The organism is Ralstonia insidiosa, assembly GCF_008801405.1.
Taxonomy (GTDB): Bacteria; Pseudomonadota; Gammaproteobacteria; order Burkholderiales; family Burkholderiaceae; genus Ralstonia; species Ralstonia insidiosa.
In genome coordinates this window covers 61,545-79,447 of sequence record NZ_VZPV01000005.1, presented here as the reverse complement: position 1 = coordinate 79,447, position 17,903 = coordinate 61,545, and the positions used below count along the sequence as shown (strand labels likewise).

Sequence of the window (17,903 nt, the reverse complement as noted above, 5' to 3'; positions counted from 1 at the left end):
TTTTGTACCTGCAAACGTTACCCCTCGTCAAAAGCATGACTTAACTCTCTTGCGAATGGGAATTGTTCTCATTATTATCTTCGCCTTCACAAAGTGAAGGCGCCGCAGAAGACGGCGCCCTTCCCCATACCGGGGCTTTTTACTTTACGGGAACTGCAATGCCGCCGAATTTTCGACGAGATGGCCTGCGCCTCTCTCTGGCCGTCCTTGGAACCCTGCCGCTGATGCACGTGGCAACTGCTGCCGACACGATTGCGGCCGCCGATGCCGGCACGCTGCCGACCACCACCACCAAGAGCACGCGCAGCAACACGAGCTACGACACACCCGTCGCCAACACAGCCACGAAGATTCCCGTGCCGCTGCGCGAGATTCCGCAGTCGGTCAACGTGGTGCCGCGCGCGGTCATCCAGGACCAAGGCGCGCTGTCGCTCAACGACACCCTGCGCAATGTACCGGGTGTATCGGCCTCGCTGGGCGATGCACAGCGCGATCAGGTGACCATTCGCGGTTTCTCGTCGATCAACGATCAGTACGTCGACGGCCTGCGCGATGACTCGCTGTACTTCCGCGATCTGTCGAACGTCGACCGCATTGAAGTCTTGAAGGGCCCTGCCGCCGTGCTGTATGGGCGCGGCTCGTCGGGCGGCATCATCAATCGCGTCACCAAGAAACCGCTGGCCACGCCGCTGGCCGAGGTAGGCGTGCTGGTGGGCACCGAGCGCCAGAAGCGCGCCGAGTTCGACCTGAACACCTCCATCAACGACGACGCCATTCGCGCGCGCCTTACCGGCGCGGTGGAAGACTCGGGCGGTTTCCGCAACGACTACTTCCTGCGCCGCCAGGCGATCTCGCCGTCGTTCCTGTTCAACCTGTCGCCCGACACCAAGCTAACGGTGCAGTTTGACTACCTGCACGACAAGCGCATTGCCGACCAGGGCGTACCGTCGTACCACGGCCGCCCGGTGGATGTGCCCATCGGCACGCGCTACGGCTCGGCCGATGCGGGCGCGGGCAACATCGACACCACCGTCAAAAGCGTGACCGGCACGCTGGACCACCGCTTCAACGATCAGTGGTCATTCCACAGCGTGGTGCGCAACTACGAGTACTCGCTGGGGCGCAACAACTACACGACCGTGAAGAGCGTGAACGACGGCCCGATCCCGACCGTCACGCTCAACGTCAACCAGCGCAACCGCAGCGATCGCGGCACCGTGTGGCAAAACGAGCTGACGCAGAAGGCCGAGACCTGGGGCATCCAGCACACGCTGCTGTACGGCATCGAACTGGGCTATCAGGACAAGAGCGACCGCGTGGCATCCACCCCGGGCAACTTCAACGTCAACCTGTTCAACCCGGTGCTGCCGCTGCTGCCCACGGTGCCGGCCAACGCCACGCCCAGCAACTACGGCCTCTCGCACAACGAGACGTACGCCGCGTATGTGCAGGATCTGATCAAGTTCTCGCCGCAATGGACAGTGTTGGCCGGCCTGCGCTATGAAGCGCTCAAGCAGAGCCGCACAGACCTTACGCCCAAGAACCAGAACTACGCGCGCACCGACACACCGGTCAGCCCGCGCCTGGGGGTGGTGTATCACCCGGTGGAGCCGCTCTCGCTCTACGCGTCTTACAGCCGCTCGTTCCAGCCGGTGGCGGACAGCTTCAGCGTGTACCCGAACAGCAGTGCACTGGCGCCGCAATCCACGACCAACTACGAGATCGGCGCCAAATACGATGTGTCGGCCAACGCCAGCCTGACCGCCGCACTGTTCGACATGAAGCAGACCAACCTGACCGGCGTAGACCCGGCCACACTGCTGGCAGTGCCCATCGGCACGCAGCGCACGCGCGGGCTGGAGCTGTCGTTCACGGGCGAGGTGGTGAAGACGTGGTCCCTTATCGCCAGCTATGCCTATCTGAACGGCGTGCTGACCAACCCGCTCGACAAGAGCGCCGGCGTGGCCGTCAACGGCAACCAGCCGTCGCTCACGCCGCGGCATAGCGGTTCGCTTTGGCTCAAGCATGATCTGCCCAATGGCTTCTATGTGGCCGGTGGTGTGCGTGCGGAAGCCTCGCGCTACGCATCGCAGTACAACGTGACGACGCTGCCCGGCTACATGACGGTCGATCTTGGTGCGGGCTATCGCAGCAAGAACGTCGACGTGACGCTGAACCTGCAGAACCTGTTCAACCGCGCGTACTACGTCTCGGCCCACGGCGGCGCCGAGAACTACAACATGCCGGGTGCTCCACGCATGGCGCTGCTGGGCGTGCGGTACAAGATGTAAGCGTGTAAAGGGCAAACACGCGATGCTGCGAAGGGTGCTCTTCCGCCTGCACTGGCTGATCGGGTTGTCAGCCAGTGTGGTGCTGGCCGTCGTCGGCACCAGCGGCGCGCTGATGGCGTATGACGAAGAGCTGCTGCGCTGGCTCAACCCCGGCGTGCTCAGCCTGCCAGCACGCACCGGCCCGGCGCCCACGCTGCCGCAGGTGGCCGCACAGGCGCGGGCCGCCATCCCAGAGCGCCCCGTCACGTTCATCACCGCAGCCTCGGCGCCCACTGAGCCGTGGCGCCTCTGGTACGCCTGGCCGCCTGGCAAACGCGGCGGCAGCAGCCGCGGCGAGTTGCGCTACATCGACCCGGCCACCGGCACCCTGCTGCCCGAGGCGCGTGGGCAACGCTTCTTAGCCACCGTCAAACTGCTGCACCGGACATTGCTGGCAGACGAGGTCGGCAAACAGATCGTCGGTGCCAGCACGATTGCACTGGTGGTGATGGCGTTGTCAGGGTTGTACTTGCGCTGGCCGCGCCGCGTGACGAACTGGCGAAGCTGGCTCGTCATCCGCTGGAGCCGCAGCGGGCGCATCCGTTGGTGGGATGTGCATACCGTCATCGGGACGCTGGTGCTGCCGCTCTATCTGTTGGCGGCATTCAGTGGACTGTACTGGGCCTATGACTGGTATCGCGAAGGGCTGCAGCACATGGCCGGCATGCCGGTTGCCGCCAAGACCAAGCCAATGGAGGCCTCGGGCCCACGCAAACCGCTCGACGGTGCGGCATTGGAGCGCACCTGGAACGCTTTCCTCGCCAACGCGTCGAACTATGCGAGTGCCACCCTGCGCATCGACGGTGCGCGCACCGGCAAGGTTGACATCAACTGGTTGCCGCTCAACGCACCGCACGACCGCGCCTTCAACCGCCTGACGCTCGACGCAGCCACTGGCGCGGTCCTCCGCCAGGAATCCTTCACTGACAAGCCACCGATGCAACGCCTGCTGGCCGGCATGCTGCCGCTACACAATGGGCGCTACTTCGGGCCAGTCGGCATTGTGCTGGTGTTGATCGGCGCGTCGATGCTGCCGGTCTTTGCGATAACGGGGTGGTGGCTGTATCTGGATCGGCGCAAGCGCGCGCAACCGCAGCGCAAACACACATCCGCATCGACACGTCCTTGCTGACAAGGGAGGGACATCGACGCGATGTCGAGCGCCCTCAACACAACAAGGACAACATCATGGTGATTGAAAAAGCCTGCGACCTTTCCCTGCGCCCGCTGGAGCGCAATGACCTGCGCTTCGTGCACGAGCTGAACAACGACGCGAAGATCATGCGCTACTGGTTTGAAGAACCGTACGAGACCTTCACCGAGCTCTCGCAACTCTACGACCGGCACGTGCATGACCAGCGCGAACGCCGCTTCATCTGCGAGAACGATGCCGGTGAAGCCGTTGGCCTGGTCGAGCTGATGGAGCTCAACTACATCCACCGCCGTGGCGAGTTCCAGATCATCATCGCCCCCGGCTGGCAGGGGCATGGCTATGCATCAACCGCGACACGGCTGGCGGTCGACTACGCCTTCATGGTGCTGAATCTGCACAAGCTGTATCTGGTCGTCGATGTGGAAAACGAACGCGCCATTCACGTGTACGAGAAGTGTGGATTCCAGCGTGAAGGCGAACTGATTGAAGAGTTTTTCAGCAACGGCGCGTACCACAACGCCTTGCGGATGTGCGTGTTCCAGCGCGACTACGTGAGTGCGGTGCGCGGCACCAACTGACGAAGGCAGGCGCCTACGCCGTGCGCAGCCACGCGTGCAATTCGCGCTGCCCGAGTTCCGTCATCTGCAACGCGCGTGAGTGCTTCTGCCGCGCAAGCCAGCCCAACGCAATGCAGCGCTCCGCCACGGCCGCGCCGAGCGCACCCGCCAGATGTGGGCGGCGCTCGCTCCAATCCATGCAGCCGTAAGCAAAGCGGCGGCGCCCGCTGCGCAAGGCCACCACGTCGACACCGATGGCAGCAAAAGCACGCTCGCCTTCGGACGTAACGTCGTAGGCGGCATGCGTTGCATCAAGCTGTTCGAGCCAGCCGCGTGCCAGCAGCTTCTCTGATACCTCCGTGCCAAGCTGCCCGGCCAGATGGTCGTAGCACAGCCGTGCGGCACGCAGGTTGTCAGGCACGGTCGAACGGCGCGGGTCTGCGGGTTTTTCCGGCGCAACCACCATCAGCGATTCGATCATCTCCGCCACCGCCGGCGAGCGCAGTCCGAAATACTTGTAGCGCCCGCTGGCCAGCGACGTGATCAGCGCATCCGCCTCCAACCGGCGCAGGTGCGCACTGGCGGTGGCGGGCTCCACGCCAGCGCCGTAGGCCAGCTCCTTGGCGGTGAGCGAGCGGCCTTCCATCAACAGCAGCAGCATGCGGATGCGCGTCGGATCGCCAATGGTGGCGGCCACCCGGCCGATATCAGGTTGTGTCGCTGGGGAAGATGCGGTCATGGTTCGATGCAGACCAAACTGTTGGTGCGTGACAGGCGCGGAGCCAATCCAGACAATAGGGGCCATCTTACTCCCGCCCCCTCTATCAGGCCGACCGCCGCCATGAACATCACCTCCGCCCCGCCCGCCGATCCACTGCAGGCCATCGTGCATGCCGACCCCACGCCGTACTACGCCGAGCTTGCCGCCACACGCCCGTTCTTTTTCGATGCTGGGCTCGGCTGGTGGGTAGCCGCCAGCGCCGATGCGGTGGATGCCGTGCTGGGCAGCCCCGCTTGCCGTGTCCGCCCTGCAGAAGAGCCCGTCCCCAAAGCGGTAGCCGCCTCGCCAACGGGCGCGTTCTTCGGCCGCCTCGTCCGGCAAATCGACGGGCCGGACCACGCTGCGCGCAAAGCCACGGTGATGGCTGCGCTGAGCCGATTGGATGTGGCCGCGCTCGCCAACCGCGCGCATCAACAAGCGCATGCCGCCCTGCCCGACGCAACCGCCCTTGACGCCGTGCTGAGCACCGACGCTCATTTCCGCGTGCCGCTGGCCACCATCGCGCAAACGCTGCTGGCCGATCAGGCCGACACACACGCCTGCCAGAACGACATCACCGCCTACCTGGCAGCGCTCGGCCCCCATGCCGATGCATCGGTGGTCGAACGTGCAGACGCTGCCGTCGGCCGCCTGCAGCAGCGCTTTGCAGACTCGCCGTTCGCCGCCAGCGAAAACGATGCCGACATCAGCAACCTTGCCGCCCTGCTCGCGCAAACCTATGATGCGTGCGCCGGGCTGCTCGGCAACAGCATCGTCACGCTGGCCCGGCATCCGGAGTTGGTCGAACGCCTGCATGCTGCACCGGAGGCGATTGAACCCTTCGTGCGAGAAGTCCTGCGCCTGGACGCACCGGTGCAGAACACCCGCCGCTTTGTCGCACAGGACACTGAATTGCTTGGACAACCGATGCGCGCAGGTGATCGCATCCTCGTACTGCTGGCTGCAGCCAACGTGGATGCCGCAGCCAACCCCAATCCATTGCGCTTTGACGTGGATCGCGCCCAGCCGCGCCTCTGGACCTTCGGCGGCGGCGCACACCGTTGCCCGGCCGAGACCCTGGCGGTGGTGATTGCGCGCGAAACCGTACAACATCTATTGCGTCTGCCCGGCATTGTGCGATGGCTCGCCAACCTGGGCGAGATCACGTACCGGCCGTCGCCCAACGCACGCATCCCCGCCTTCCAAGCCTGATCTGACGTTTCGACAACGCAACGATTCGACTCTCCACAGGAGCCCCACCATGATCGCCGTCATCTTTGAAGTCGTACCCGCCCCGGGCCAGCGCGATACCTACCTCAACATCGCCGCGCGCCTGAAACCCTTACTTGAGCAGATCGACGGCTTCATCTCGGTCGAGCGCTTCCAGAGCCTTACCAACCCTGACAAGTTGCTCTCGCTGTCGTTCTTTCGCGATGAAGAGGCCATCAAAGCCTGGCGCAATCTGGAGCAACACCGCAGCGCACAGCATGTCGGCCGCGAGAGCGCGTTTGCCGACTACCGCCTGCGCATCGCCCACGTCGTGCGTGACTACGGCCTGAACGAGCGCGAACAGGCCCCCGCTGACAGCCGCACCGAGCACGCCTGACCTGCCGCCAAGCCCTATGTGGCGCCCTCGGGCGTCCGTGGGCATCTCCTTTGCTGCTTCATTGCGGAGCCGGCACGGAATGACGCATCGCACCATCCCGCGTCACATCCGTGCGCAACGATTGCAAAGGAGTTGTCATGTCTACCGCTTTTCACGAGGCCGAACCTGCTCAGCAGGCCACATCCGCCCGCACCACGCAACGGCCAGTGCGCTATGCCGTGGTGGGGGCCGGTTGGATCTCCCAGGCCGCCTTCCTGCCGGGCGTAGCACATAGCGGCAACTCCGTTGTCACCGCACTGGTCACAGGCGACGCCACCAAGGCCAACGCATTGGCCAGGCGCTATGGCATCGAGCACGTCTGCGACTATGCCGACTATGAGCACCTGCTGACCGGCGGCGAGATCGACGCCATCTACCTCGCCCTGCCCAACGACATGCACCGGCAGTACGCACTGCCCGCGCTGCAGCGCGGCATCCATGTCCTGCTGGAAAAACCCATGGCCACCAGCGAGGCCGACTGCGAAGCCATGATCGAAGCGGCCCGCCTCGGCAACGCCAAGCTGATGATCGCGTACCGCCTGCATTTCGAGCCGGCCACGCTGGCCGCCATTGAACTGGTGCGTGCGGGCAAGCTGGGGCGCATCCGTGCGTTCTCGGCGGTGTTCAGCCAGTCGGTTGCGCCGTCCAATCACCGCGCCAGCCACGGTTACTGGGCGGGGCCGGTATCCGACATGGGCGTGTACCCGATTAACGCTGTCCGCAATCTGTTTGGTGAAGAACCGGTGGAAGTGGCCGCCGTTGGCGTGCGTGATCCGGACCTGACCTTCAACTTTGACGACACGGTTGCGGTGACGCTGCGCTTTGCCGACCATCGCATCGCCCAATTCACCGTCAGCTACAGCGCAACGTGGGTCGACCAGTACCGCATTCTCGGCACCATGGGCGATTTGGAGGTCTCACCGGGTTTTACGTTTGGATCGGGCTTGCGGCACCGCCTCACGCTGAACGGCCGCACGCAGGAACGCGCATTCGATGCCACCAACCAGTTTGGCGGCGAACTGCAGTACTTCTCCGACTGCATCCTGAACGACCTGGAGCCGGAACCGAATGGCGAGGAAGGTCTGGCCGACGTGCGCATCCTGGCCGCCATCGAGCGTGCGTTGGAATCAGGGCAACCGCAAAGCCTGGGGCCATTTCATCGCCACGGCCGCATGGAGGCTGCACAGGTGCGCAAGCTACCGGCCGTGTCGGCACCGGAACTGGTGGACGCGGCAGAACCACGCGTGGGTTGAAGCGGAAGGATCAGCGCCCGCAACGAACGGCGGGCGCAGGGAGTTACAGCTTGATGCGCTGCACAGCGTCACGCATGCGCAGGCGGGTGGAAACGTCGGAGTTGTTGGTATTGCCGCCATCGGTTTCCATGGCGTTGTCGCAGCGCCATTCGGTGGCTGCACCGCTCTCAGTCAGCGCGCAAACGCGGTGGGTCCAGCGGTCCCACACGAACACATCGCTGCCGGCCTCGCCGGAGAGCAGCGGTTCAAACCGGTACATCCACAAGTACCCAAGACCCAACAGGGTGATTACCAGGATCGCCATCCAGGACGCTTTGATTCGGCGCCACATTGTCATTTCTCCTCGCAGAAGCACTGCGGCGGACGCGTCAGACCGTGCGTCGCCAAGCTCAAAAACGCGGTGCTTCAAACGCAAATCGTAACATGCGGCGCGCCCGCCTCCGCCCGGGCGGGCACGACTGTGCGGCAGCGCAGCGATCCTAGAACGGCCTCGGCAACTCAGTTGAAGGCGTCCTGCCGATAGCGCCCGGATTGCATCTGCTCGGTCAGCCAGTCCGATGCGGTGGCCAGATCACTGCCGTAGCGTGCCTGGTGCATGCGGATGAGCGTGTCGCGCACGGCCGGTGCCATGGCGCGGCCGTCACCGCAAACGTATAGCGTGGCGCCGGCGTCGAATGCGGCCCAGACTGCCTCGCGCGCATCCCATAGGGCGTGCTGTACGAAGCGATGCGGATGGCCGTCTACGCATGAGTACGCGGGCAAGACCTGCACCACGCCGGCGTCTTCCCAGGCGCGAAGTGCATCGCGGTACAGGAAGTCATGCTCAGGATGCCGGCAGCCAAAACACAGCAGCGATGTCGCAACGGTCTCCCCTGCCGCCTGCTGTGCGGCACGCTCCTCCAGAAAGCCACGGAACGGCGCGATGCCCGTGCCGGCGCAGATCAGCACCATCGGCTTGCTGGCATCCACATCGGGCGCGAATGGCGGATTGGGCGTCCGCACGGTGGCAGCGATCTCCGCGCCGGCCGGCAAATGCATCAGGTAGTTTGACGCCGTACCGCGATACGTGCCGACGCCCGACCACGCCGGCCCCGACACCGTGCCCACCGTCAGCGCCGCCACGTCTGGCGAGACACGCGCCGATGAGGCAATCGAATAGAAGCGCGGCCGCATCGCCCCAAGACGCGCGAGAAAGCCCTCCAGCGTCAGCTCGATGGCGGGAAAGCGGATCAGCAGATCCAGCACGCTCAGGTGCGCAGCCTGGATGTCCTGATCGAAACGCTGTGCTGCCGCCTCCCCGTCGATCCACACGGCAAGCTGGCTGCGCGTGAACGGGCAGCGCGTTATCGCATGCAATGCGGCGATGTCACGCGCGGTGGCCGTGTCCTGCAACTCGACGAAGTCGCGCAGCAGTTGGCGCACGGTCACGGGCTGGCTGAGCGGCAAGTGCCGCACGTGGGCGTGCTGCGCCGTCAACGTGACAAGCGCCTCGCCTTCCAGGCCTAGCCTGGCGATGGCCGCCTCGACGCGGTCATCGGCATTGCGCGGATAGACAGCGAGGTGATCACCAGTGGCGTAGGTCACGCCTTCGGGCAACCGCACGGTCAGATGACGCGTCGGGCCACGCGGCGCCTCACGGGTGAAATCCCACAGGCCGGTGGGATCGCTGACGAGCTCTTCGTTGGCGAGCACCATCATGCTGCGTGCGGCAGCCGGCAATACGGTGGCACGCACGGCATCCGGCGCTAGGTATTGCACGCTGACAGCGGCAGCGTCGGCCTGCACCTGCCGCGCGCCAAGGGCCGCCCACAGACTGCGCGTCCAGGCATCGACGGCCGTATCGAAACCGCCATTGCCGTCGGCCTCACCGCGCGGCACGACGGCCTGTGCACCCGCAGCGGCCAGCATGGCGTCCACCCGCTTGGGAAACGCCTGGAACGCCGGCCACTGCGAGTTGCCGCAACCCAGCACGGCATAGCGCAAGCCAGGCGCCTGCCGGACCAGCGCACCAGCCGAATCGAGGCGCCCTTCCAGCGTGCGGGCGCTGTCCGGCGCACGGCCGTTGTAAGTCGCCGCCACGACGACGAGCGTGCCCTGCTGCGGCAACGCATCGGCAATGGCATCCAGCGGCGCGACCTTGGCATCAAAGCCTGCACGCGACGCGGTGGCGGCAATCTGTTCGGCAATGTCCTGGCATGTGCCGAGGCTGCCGCCATACAGCACGTGCATCGGTTCTCCGCCGCCGGCCAGCGTGGTTTGTGTATCGGCATCCGCCGCCGCATTGGCCTGCGACGGCATCGACACCAGCAGCCGCTCCCGCGCATTGCGCAGCCGCGCACGCAGGCGGAAACCGTCCGGTTTGAGCGTCAGCGTCTCCTTGATGTGGAACGCATAGTCGTGCGGATCTGACAGCGCAAAACGCTGCAGGATTACGGCCAGCGCCAGCTTGGCTTCGGTCAGCGCGAACTGGCGGCCGATACACGCACGCTCGCCATTGCCGAAGGGCTTGTAGGCATGCGGGTGGATACGGGCTTCGTTCTCGGGCAGGAAGCGGTCGATGTCGAACACTTCAGGGCGATCCCACACGGCGGGGTCGCGGTGCAAGGCCATCAGTAGCGTTACCACGCGCTGATCCTTCCGGATGGCGTAGCGGCCACCGATGCGCGTGTCTTCGTACGGCGCCACGCCAAAGCTGGGGGCCGTGGGCCACAGGCGCAGCGTTTCCTTCAGCACGCGCTCGATCACGTCGAGCTGCGCCAGGTGCGCGTACTGCGGCACGGTGTCGCCCGGGAGTACGCGATCGACCTCGGCATACGCCTGCGCCAGCACGGCCGGGTGGCGCAGCAGCATATACAGCGCGAACGTCAGCAACCCACTGGTGGTTTCGTGCCCGGCAATCAGGAAGGTGATCACCTGGAAGCGGATGTTGGTGTCGTCCAGCGGCAGGTCCGTCACCGGATCGCGCGCATTGAGCATCAACCCCAGCAGGTCGCTTGCCCCCGTGCCGCCATCCTGCGCGTGGCGGCGCTTACGGATCACCTCGTCCACCAGTTGATGCATGGCGGCCACATCCTGCTCGAAGCGGCGATGGTGCTCATGCATGAACCGGTCTTTGAACGGCAAGCGTGTGAGCTTGCCCATCGCCTCGGACAGCACGCCCGCCATGGCTTCCAGGAATGGATGCAGCGCGGGCGTCTTGAACGAGTCAAAGCGGTATCCGAAGCCGGCCAGCGAGATGGTGTCGAGCGTGAGCCGCGTCATGTCGTCGGCAACGGAGATGTCGGCGTCGGGGCCTTGCCGCGTCCATTTGTCGGCCAGCGCGTTGGCCACTTCGAGCATCACGTCAAAGTAGCCCTTCATGGCGCGTTGGCTGAAGGCCGGCAGCAGGATGCGGTGGGCCTTGCCCCAGTTGGGCTCGTCCTGGTGTGCGGTGAAGAGGCCGTCGCCAGCGCCTGCCCGCAGGAAGGACAGCGGCGGGCCGATCAGCTTGCGAAAGCGCGTTTCATCGCACAGCTCGGCCACCAGGTCGGCGGAATAGACGAATGGGACGCAGCGGCCGACAAAGTCGAGCTGATACAGGCCCTGGGGAAACTGCCGGCTGATCTCCAGAAACGTCTGGGCTACGCGGTCTTTGGGTAGTTGAAGCAGGTTGCCCAGCCACGGCAGGCCCTTGGGCTGCGGGATGGGCTCCGCCGCTGCGGAGGAGGCGTTGGAGGGCAACTCAGAGGCAGAGCGCATGCGCGGTCGACTGCGAAAATGGGTTGTGTGCCAATGTACGCGCCGCCGGGTGCAGTATCAAACGCCATCGCCGTGTTTGAATGCCGCCCCCTAAAAGCGCATCGGGCGACCCGTGGGCCGCCCGATCTGGGGTACTGCGATGTGGTGATCAGCGATTGCGCTGCGACGCGTTGAACGGCGCGTTGACCTGCGCTTCCAGTGCGCGGATCTGGCGCTGCAGTTCGTCCACGCGGGCGCGGGCGGCGCGGCGCTCCACATCCAGCGTGTCGGCCTCGGAGCGGGCAACCTTCTGGCGCTCCTGCGCCTGGGCCTGCTGCTGGCGCTGGATGTCCAGGTCAGTCTTCAGGCCGCGCAGCTTTTCTTCCTGCGCTGCAATCTGGCGCTCGGAGCGCTCCTTCTGGGCTTCCAGGCGAATGCGCTGCAGCTCCAGATCGGCCATCGTGCGCGTCTGCTTGGCGAAGTCGCTGTAGAGGCGCTCTGCAGCGGCTTCGTTGGTGGTCTTGATGACGCGCCAGAGGTCTTTCTGCTGGAACAGCGTCACGTAATACGTCAGGTCGCTTTGGGCAAACAGCAGGCTGGCGCCGTAGGCGCCGTTGTAGGTCGTGCGCAGCTCCGACAACTCGTGAGCCTGCATGCGGCGCTGCAGATCCAGCACGGTGCTGTTGCCGGCTCCATTGCTGGCCGGGCTCTCGGCACGGGCGGTGCTGTTGCTGGCTGCAGGCGTGCTGGTGGCAGCCGTTGCGGTGGTCTGGCCAACGGTGGCGGTCAGTGCCGGCACCGGCGCGGCTGCGGCAATCGGTGCGATGGCGGTGGGTGCTGCAGCCGGGCTCTGCGCCACGGCAGATGTGCAGGCGGTACCGCCCACCATGACTGCCACCGCGGCCGCGATGGCCAATCCCCTCTGAAACGCCTGTTGCGACGCTTTCCCTGACTGTTTTCTTGTTGTCATCTCGACCCTGTGGATTCTGCGCAGGTGTTGCAGCCGAAAACTATACGCGATCCGCTGCCCGAGTGGCGTGCCGGGGGTCCCGTCGGGTGGGAGGGTGTTGTATGGCGTCACTCCATCTCGCGCAACTCAGCTTCGCCGTCAGCGATCTGGTATTTGCGCATCTTTTCCCACAACACCTTGCGGCTGATGCCCAAGGTGGCGGCGGTGTCCTGGCGGCGCCAGTTGTTGGCGTCCAGCGCGGCCAGGATGCGGCGGCGTTCCTCATCGCCGCCACTTCCGTTGCCACCACTGCGGTCATGGCCATTGCCACCGTTGCCGCCGTTGGTCTCGCGCTCGAAGGCGTCGCGCTGGAGGCCGGCAAACAAGGGCAGGATGCGGGCCTCGTCCCAGCGACCGAACTGGCGCAGGGTGATACCGAGACGTTCGGCCAGGTTGCGCAGCTCACGCACATTGCCGGCAAAGTACGCACGACCGACCGATGCCCTCACCCACTCCGGCACCGGCGGCATGCTCTCGTAGGTTTTGTCGCCCAGCAAATGCCGCAGGAAAGACAGCAGCAGCGCCACCTTGTCGTCTGGGCCGCGCTGCTCCAGGCTGGGGATCCGCAGCTCAATCACAGCCAGGCGGAAGTACAGGTCTGCCCGGAACTGCCCTCTGGCGACCATCTCACGCAGGTTCTTGTTGGTGGCCGCCACCAGGCGGAAATCCAGCTTGACGGGCACGGTCGAGCCCAGCCGCGTGCACTCGCTGTCTTCCAGCACACGCAGCAGCTTCACCTGCTGATACAGCGGCAGGTCGCCCAGTTCATCGAGGAACAGCGTGCCGCCGTTGGCCTGCTCGAAATACCCACGGTGTGCATACATGGCCCCCGTGAATGCGCCCTTGGCGTGGCCAAAGAACTGCGATTCGAACAGCCCATCGGGAATGGCGCCGCAGTTGACCGCCACGAACGGGCCTTTGCCGTACATCCGGTTCTTGTCGTGCAGCAGGCGGGCGATGCGCTCCTTGCCGGCGCCAGTCTCGCCGTAGAGCATGACGTTGCTGTCGCAGTCGGCAAAAGTGTCGACCTGCTCCAGCAGCCCGTGCATGGCCGGCGATGCCGCAACGAGATCGCTCTGGTCGGGCGCCTGATCCTGCGCCGACGACATCGACGGCAAGACCTTGCTGATCTGTGCGCGCAGCTCGGTGGCGCCGAAATCCGGCCCAAGCACGTAGGTGTATTCGGGCGGGAAGCGGCTCGAATCGTGCTGCGTATCCGCCGCCACCCAGATCACCGGCATGCCCTGCGCGGCTTGCCAATCCAGCACGGTAAAGCCGCCGCTTTCCACCACCGACGCACTGATGATGGCGACGCTAGGCTTGGCGCGTGGCTCAGCCGGCTGGAAGTCGATACCGCCGGCACGGATCACCTCCGCACCAAACGGCGCCATGAAGCGCGCCACACGATCGGCAATGTCGTAGCGCCCTTCCCAGACAAAGATATCGAGCGTTTCGTACGCCCAGCGATCGGTTTTCATGTCGTCGCTTCCATGTCAGAAAACCAGCTCGACGGAATCGCAGTCGAGCGAGAGGAGTTTGATGTCGGCATAGCCGAGTTGGATACCGAGGAGTTCAAGCAGGGGACTGAGCACACCATCCAGTGTTTGCCCCACAACCGATAACGTCGGCGCCAACAAAGGCATGGCTATTGCGGTGACATCCACAGTGATCCCAAGAATGGTTGCAGTTGCAGTCAACTGATTCAGGTTGCTGTTCAGGATGGAGCCAAACAGGCTCTGCGTTGCTACGCGCGGGGGTGAGTTTCCGCTCGTATCGGTTTGCGGGTTTTGTCCAATCTGCGTTGCCGCGATGGTTTCGTCGCCCCAGCCTGTGTTTGGCGCCTGCGACACGTTGGCCTTCAACCCTACGCCAACGAGCCCGAGCCCCGCCAGGCTCAAATTCACAGCTGGTGCGGGTGCGGCAGAGGCGCAGTCCATCGTGCTATTGACCGAGGTATCCGCATTAGCCGCAATACACAACCCCACGGGTTGCGGCTGGGCAGAAATCGTGGCGGTCGAGTTGGATCGGGGAACGGTACAGCTTGTCGATTTCGCGTGCCCTTGCGCACTCGCTACCGTGAGTCCGATCGGAAGTGTGACGGCGAGCAGGTTTGGAACGCCGACCACGACCTTCAATCCCAACCGCACCTGCGCCGTCCGCGCCTGCGTCTTCCATTGCCCGGCATTCGGCCCGGAAAGAAACTGCCCAGGCGGCCCAACAGCGATGGCAGGCGGCTCGATGATCTTCAGCGACAACGTGACAGCCCCCAACCCAACGAGATTCAACGTGACGGGCGCCACGTTCACCGCCGATTTGCTGTTGGCAATCTGCGCAGCGGTTGTCAGCAAGTCCAGCACATTGACCGTGGCGTCGAGAGCAGCCTGCTCGTTGCCAGCAAGCGCAAGCACCGAGAGCAGCCCAGGAGAACTGGCGCCGCCATCGCCAATGTTGATCGGCAAATTCAAGTCGTTGCCAAACGACAGCGTGTTGCTGGCCCCTGCCCCGCCCACTGACACACCCGCCAGCCCGGATTGCGATGCAACGGAAATGACCGCATTGAAGAACGTCCCCAGATTGGGCGACAGCGCCAGCAACTGCTGCATGGACCCCGCGCCGAGCGCCACGGCCAGATCCGCGAGGCGGATGTTGGTGGTGGCCAGTCCTTGATACGAGACAGCGTCGAGGTTGAGGTTGGTGTGCAGCAAATACCCGAGCAACTGATTCAGCAATCCGTTGTTGATGGACACCAACCCAGAGCCGAGTGAGAACGACACGATGGACGTGTTCTTTGCGATTGCGGTGGCCTGCAACTGCCTATTTCCGACGAGGAAGAAGTACGGCACTTTCTGCGTGACTGTCACCTGCGCAGCATTGGTGTTGCCATCGACAGCGGCTTGCGCAGTGAAGTACGTCGGCGCCGTTCCGGTGCTGGCATCCCACACCCCCGGCACCGTTGTCAGTGTGACGTTGGTGTTGTCGACTGTCAGTCCATTCTGCTGCACCGCAAGCTGCGCGGGAGGGGGCGAGTTGTAGAACAAGTCCAACCGCTGCGCAGCCGCCGTAGCCGCAAGATCCGCCGAACGCTGCAACGCCCGCTGCGAGTAAAACAGGTTGCCGATATCGATCGACACCAGCACCGCCAGCCCAATGGTGGCCACAAAGGAAGCCGTGAGCACACTGATGGCACCGCGCGCATGGCGGTGCAACGCGGCGGAATCACGAAGAGGGAGAGCGCGCCGATTCACGATGCCAACTCAGCGGGCCGACGACTGTGCCGCATTGCCCGTGGAGGACCGCCCTCCGGACTGCGCTTGCGACATGCCCGGCATCGGTCTGCTGAACGTTTCGAGATAGCGCTGGTATGCCAGTGCCGCCTCTTCGCCGCGCAAGGGCACCAGCTCACCGGCATAGGTCCCCTCGCGCTGTGCCTTGAGCAGGGTGCGCGTGGCCTCGTTCACACGGCCGTCAACCTTGGACTCCACCGGCTCGGCGCGCTGTGGGCTTGTTCCACTAAAACCTTGTGCGACTGCCATGCCGCTCGCCAGCCACGCTGCCATGCAAGCGATCGAGAAAAGGCGTTGAATCATTGCGTAACCTCCAGCATGTCGAGCAAGCGCCCGCGTTGCAGCGCAAGCGCGCCAGTAGGTGAGCGTGGGGCCGTTGCTGCTGCCACCGTCGGCGCGCCACTCGGTGCAACCGGCGCTCTCTCACGCGCCAGGCGTCGATCACGCCAAGCGGACTTCACGCGCGTCACGTCTTCGTCAATGGCCTTGCGGGCGGCCGGGCTTAGCTGCGCATGCGCGGTCAGCGATGCCGCGTCGTCCTTGCGATCATTCGCAGCCAACCAGATCACCAAGTTGCCGGCAACCTTCGGGCTGGATCCGGACATCTGCTGCGCTTGCATGAGTGGCACGCGTGCTTGTTCGACTTCGCCAGCGCGCATCAACGCATAGCCGAAATCGCTTGCGGTGCCGGCATCGGTCGGATTTGCCCGAGCGGCCACCTGCAAGCAGCGTGCGGCTTCGGCAAAGTTGCCCTGCTGGCCCGCGGTGATGCCCAGCCCGCGCCAAGCGCCCGCATTCAGCAACGCGCCCTGCGTGCCCGCACCCGTGGTGGACGTGGCCGCAATCACGGCGCGGTAGCCGGCTTCGGCTGCCGCAGACTGGTCAGTCTCGCGCAGGGCATCTGCGCGCATGAGCAAAACTTCGGGAGCGCGGCCATAGCGCTGTTCATAAGCATCGATATGCGCCAGCGATGCGTAATACAGCCCCTGCTCCTGCATCTTGCGGATCAACGACACATACGTTGCCGGACTGCTGATTTCCGCCTTCTCTTCGGTCTGGCGCAGGCGAGCAATTTCGATATCAGCTTCGGCCCTGCGACTCATGTCGGAACCGGCCATCGAACCGCACCCTGCCAGCAGCGACAGTGTGGCCAACGCACAGGCAGAGCCCGTACGCATCACGATCTGGATTGTCCTCATCTCACCCCCCTCCTGAGATATGTGTCAGGCTGCGCATCACACCCATAAAGCCGGGCCCCGCAGTAATGATCAGAAGCGAGGGGAGCAGCGTGATCACCATCACCATGGTCATCTTGACAGTCAGTTTTCCGATGCGGTCTTTCATGCGTGCACGGCGGTTCTCCTGCAAGCGCATGCCGAACTGGCGCAGCGGCTCCTGCACGGCGCCGCCAAAGCGGTCGACCTGCGTGAGCAGCGTGATCAAACCCTTCAAATCTTCGTTGTCGAACATGCGAGAGATGCGCATCAGCGTCTGCTCACGCGGGCGACCCGACGCGAACTGTTGGTTGGCACGGCCAAATTCAGCTGCCAGCACAGGCAACATGCTGTGGAATTCGTTGGCGATGACCTGCAGGCTTTGGTCGATCGACAGGCCCACCCCCTGAAGCAAGCGCAGCATGTCGACCATCGCGGGCAGCTCGTCGTCGACACGGCGTCGGCGATCTTGTGCGCGCTGCTTCAATACCCACTTGGGCGCCAGATAGCCAATGGCAAAACCCGTGAACGCCCACAACAGCCCCTTGACCACAGTGGGCGCCACCAGAAAACCCAACAACGCGAGCACAAGCGGCAAAACCATGCGTATGCCACCAAACAGCGTACGGACGTACTCGCCGTAGAAGCCGCACTCCTCCAGCAGCTTGCGATCGTCTTCGGTGACAATACGCTGGCCCAACGGCGTATCGATCCACCGCTCACCAACCTTGGCGATCTGCTGCTGCAGTTGCTGCGCCTCACGCAAACCATGCGCACGCGGCTGGGGAACCGGCGCCACCGGTGCCACCGACACAGGCGGCGCCATGCCAGACGCTGTAGCACGCAAGTCGGACAGTGCGGAATCCAGCTTGCGCACGCTGCGCTGTCGCATCAGCACCGCACGCACAGCAATCCCACCAAACAGCAGTACACCGGCCGCGGCTGCAGTCAGGCTAAGGGTGAAGAACACGTCATCCATGC

At 64.4% G+C, this 17,903-nt stretch carries 15 protein-coding genes; 6 read left to right on the top strand and 9 right to left on the bottom strand.

All coding sequences use genetic code 11. The features are described from left to right. Nucleotides 1-224 precede the first annotated feature (224 nt). From F7R11_RS25850 to speG, 3 genes are read left to right on the top strand one after another with little or no spacing between them, the layout of a single operon-like run. Nucleotides 225-2,291, top strand: a complete 2,067-nt coding sequence (locus tag F7R11_RS25850) for a TonB-dependent receptor (RefSeq protein WP_315854004.1) — start codon at nucleotides 225-227, stop codon at nucleotides 2,289-2,291. A 22-nt stretch (nucleotides 2,292-2,313) separates the two neighbouring features. Next, a complete protein-coding gene (locus tag F7R11_RS25845) occupies nucleotides 2,314-3,462 on the top strand; it encodes a PepSY-associated TM helix domain-containing protein (RefSeq protein ID WP_064806969.1) in 1,149 nt (382 codons plus the stop codon). A 56-nt stretch (nucleotides 3,463-3,518) separates the two neighbouring features. Continuing rightward, complete coding sequence (gene speG, locus F7R11_RS25840) at nucleotides 3,519-4,061, top strand: spermidine N1-acetyltransferase (protein WP_064806968.1); 543 nt, start codon at nucleotides 3,519-3,521, stop codon at nucleotides 4,059-4,061. 13 nt (nucleotides 4,062-4,074) lie between these two features. Here speG and F7R11_RS25835 read toward each other — a convergent pair whose 3' ends face one another. Then, nucleotides 4,075-4,779 carry an ArsR/SmtB family transcription factor gene (locus F7R11_RS25835; protein ID WP_064806966.1) on the bottom strand — a complete coding sequence of 235 codons (705 nt, stop codon included), beginning with the start codon at nucleotides 4,777-4,779 and terminating at the stop codon, nucleotides 4,075-4,077. Nucleotides 4,780-4,881: 102 nt separating this feature from the next. On the opposite strand from F7R11_RS25835, the gene F7R11_RS25830 reads away from it, so the two are divergent. The 3 genes from F7R11_RS25830 (at nucleotide 4,882) to F7R11_RS25820 (ending at nucleotide 7,698) form a co-directional block, all read left to right on the top strand. Then, nucleotides 4,882-6,012, top strand: a complete 1,131-nt coding sequence (locus F7R11_RS25830) for a cytochrome P450 (RefSeq protein WP_064806962.1) — start codon at nucleotides 4,882-4,884, stop codon at nucleotides 6,010-6,012. A 49-nt stretch (nucleotides 6,013-6,061) separates the two neighbouring features. Continuing rightward, nucleotides 6,062-6,406, top strand: a complete 345-nt coding sequence (locus F7R11_RS25825) for an antibiotic biosynthesis monooxygenase family protein (protein ID WP_021192566.1) — start codon at nucleotides 6,062-6,064, stop codon at nucleotides 6,404-6,406. Between the two features lie 137 nt (nucleotides 6,407-6,543). After that, nucleotides 6,544-7,698 (top strand): Gfo/Idh/MocA family protein, encoded by a 1,155-nt coding sequence (locus tag F7R11_RS25820; protein WP_064806960.1) that lies wholly within the window; start codon nucleotides 6,544-6,546, stop codon nucleotides 7,696-7,698. A 43-nt stretch (nucleotides 7,699-7,741) separates the two neighbouring features. On the opposite strand, the gene F7R11_RS25815 is transcribed toward F7R11_RS25820, so the two are convergent. The 8 genes from F7R11_RS25815 to F7R11_RS25780 all read right to left on the bottom strand — a co-directional run bounded on the left by F7R11_RS25815 (nucleotide 7,742) and on the right by F7R11_RS25780 (nucleotide 17,901). Next, nucleotides 7,742-8,029 carry a hypothetical protein gene (locus F7R11_RS25815; protein ID WP_064806958.1) on the bottom strand — a complete coding sequence of 96 codons (288 nt, stop codon included), beginning with the start codon at nucleotides 8,027-8,029 and terminating at the stop codon, nucleotides 7,742-7,744. Between the two features lie 167 nt (nucleotides 8,030-8,196). After that, a complete protein-coding gene (locus F7R11_RS25810) occupies nucleotides 8,197-11,436 on the bottom strand; it encodes a bifunctional cytochrome P450/NADPH--P450 reductase (protein WP_064806956.1) in 3,240 nt (1,079 codons plus the stop codon). Between the two features lie 148 nt (nucleotides 11,437-11,584). Next, a complete protein-coding gene (locus F7R11_RS25805) occupies nucleotides 11,585-12,385 on the bottom strand; it encodes a DUF2968 domain-containing protein (RefSeq protein WP_064806954.1) in 801 nt (266 codons plus the stop codon). Nucleotides 12,386-12,492: 107 nt separating this feature from the next. Continuing rightward, the gene (locus F7R11_RS25800; RefSeq protein WP_064806952.1) at nucleotides 12,493-13,902 is read right to left on the bottom strand and encodes a sigma 54-interacting transcriptional regulator; all 1,410 of its coding nucleotides are present in this window, start codon (nucleotides 13,900-13,902) and stop codon (nucleotides 12,493-12,495) included. A 15-nt stretch (nucleotides 13,903-13,917) separates the two neighbouring features. Then, nucleotides 13,918-15,600: a TadG family pilus assembly protein gene (locus F7R11_RS25795; RefSeq protein ID WP_064809024.1), complete on the bottom strand. Its 1,683-nt coding sequence runs from the start codon at nucleotides 15,598-15,600 to the stop codon at nucleotides 13,918-13,920. A 78-nt stretch (nucleotides 15,601-15,678) separates the two neighbouring features. Then, nucleotides 15,679-16,011 carry a DUF3613 domain-containing protein gene (locus F7R11_RS25790; protein ID WP_064806950.1) on the bottom strand — a complete coding sequence of 111 codons (333 nt, stop codon included), beginning with the start codon at nucleotides 16,009-16,011 and terminating at the stop codon, nucleotides 15,679-15,681. Beyond that, the gene (locus tag F7R11_RS25785) at nucleotides 16,008-16,907 is read right to left on the bottom strand and encodes a tetratricopeptide repeat protein (protein WP_064806948.1); all 900 of its coding nucleotides are present in this window, start codon (nucleotides 16,905-16,907) and stop codon (nucleotides 16,008-16,010) included. Before F7R11_RS25785 ends, F7R11_RS25790 begins: the two co-directional genes overlap by 4 nt. Nucleotide 16,908: 1 nt before the next feature. Continuing rightward, entirely contained in the window at nucleotides 16,909-17,901 is a 993-nt protein-coding gene (locus F7R11_RS25780) for a type II secretion system F family protein (RefSeq protein WP_064806945.1), read from the bottom strand. Nucleotides 17,902-17,903: the final 2 nt, after the last annotated feature.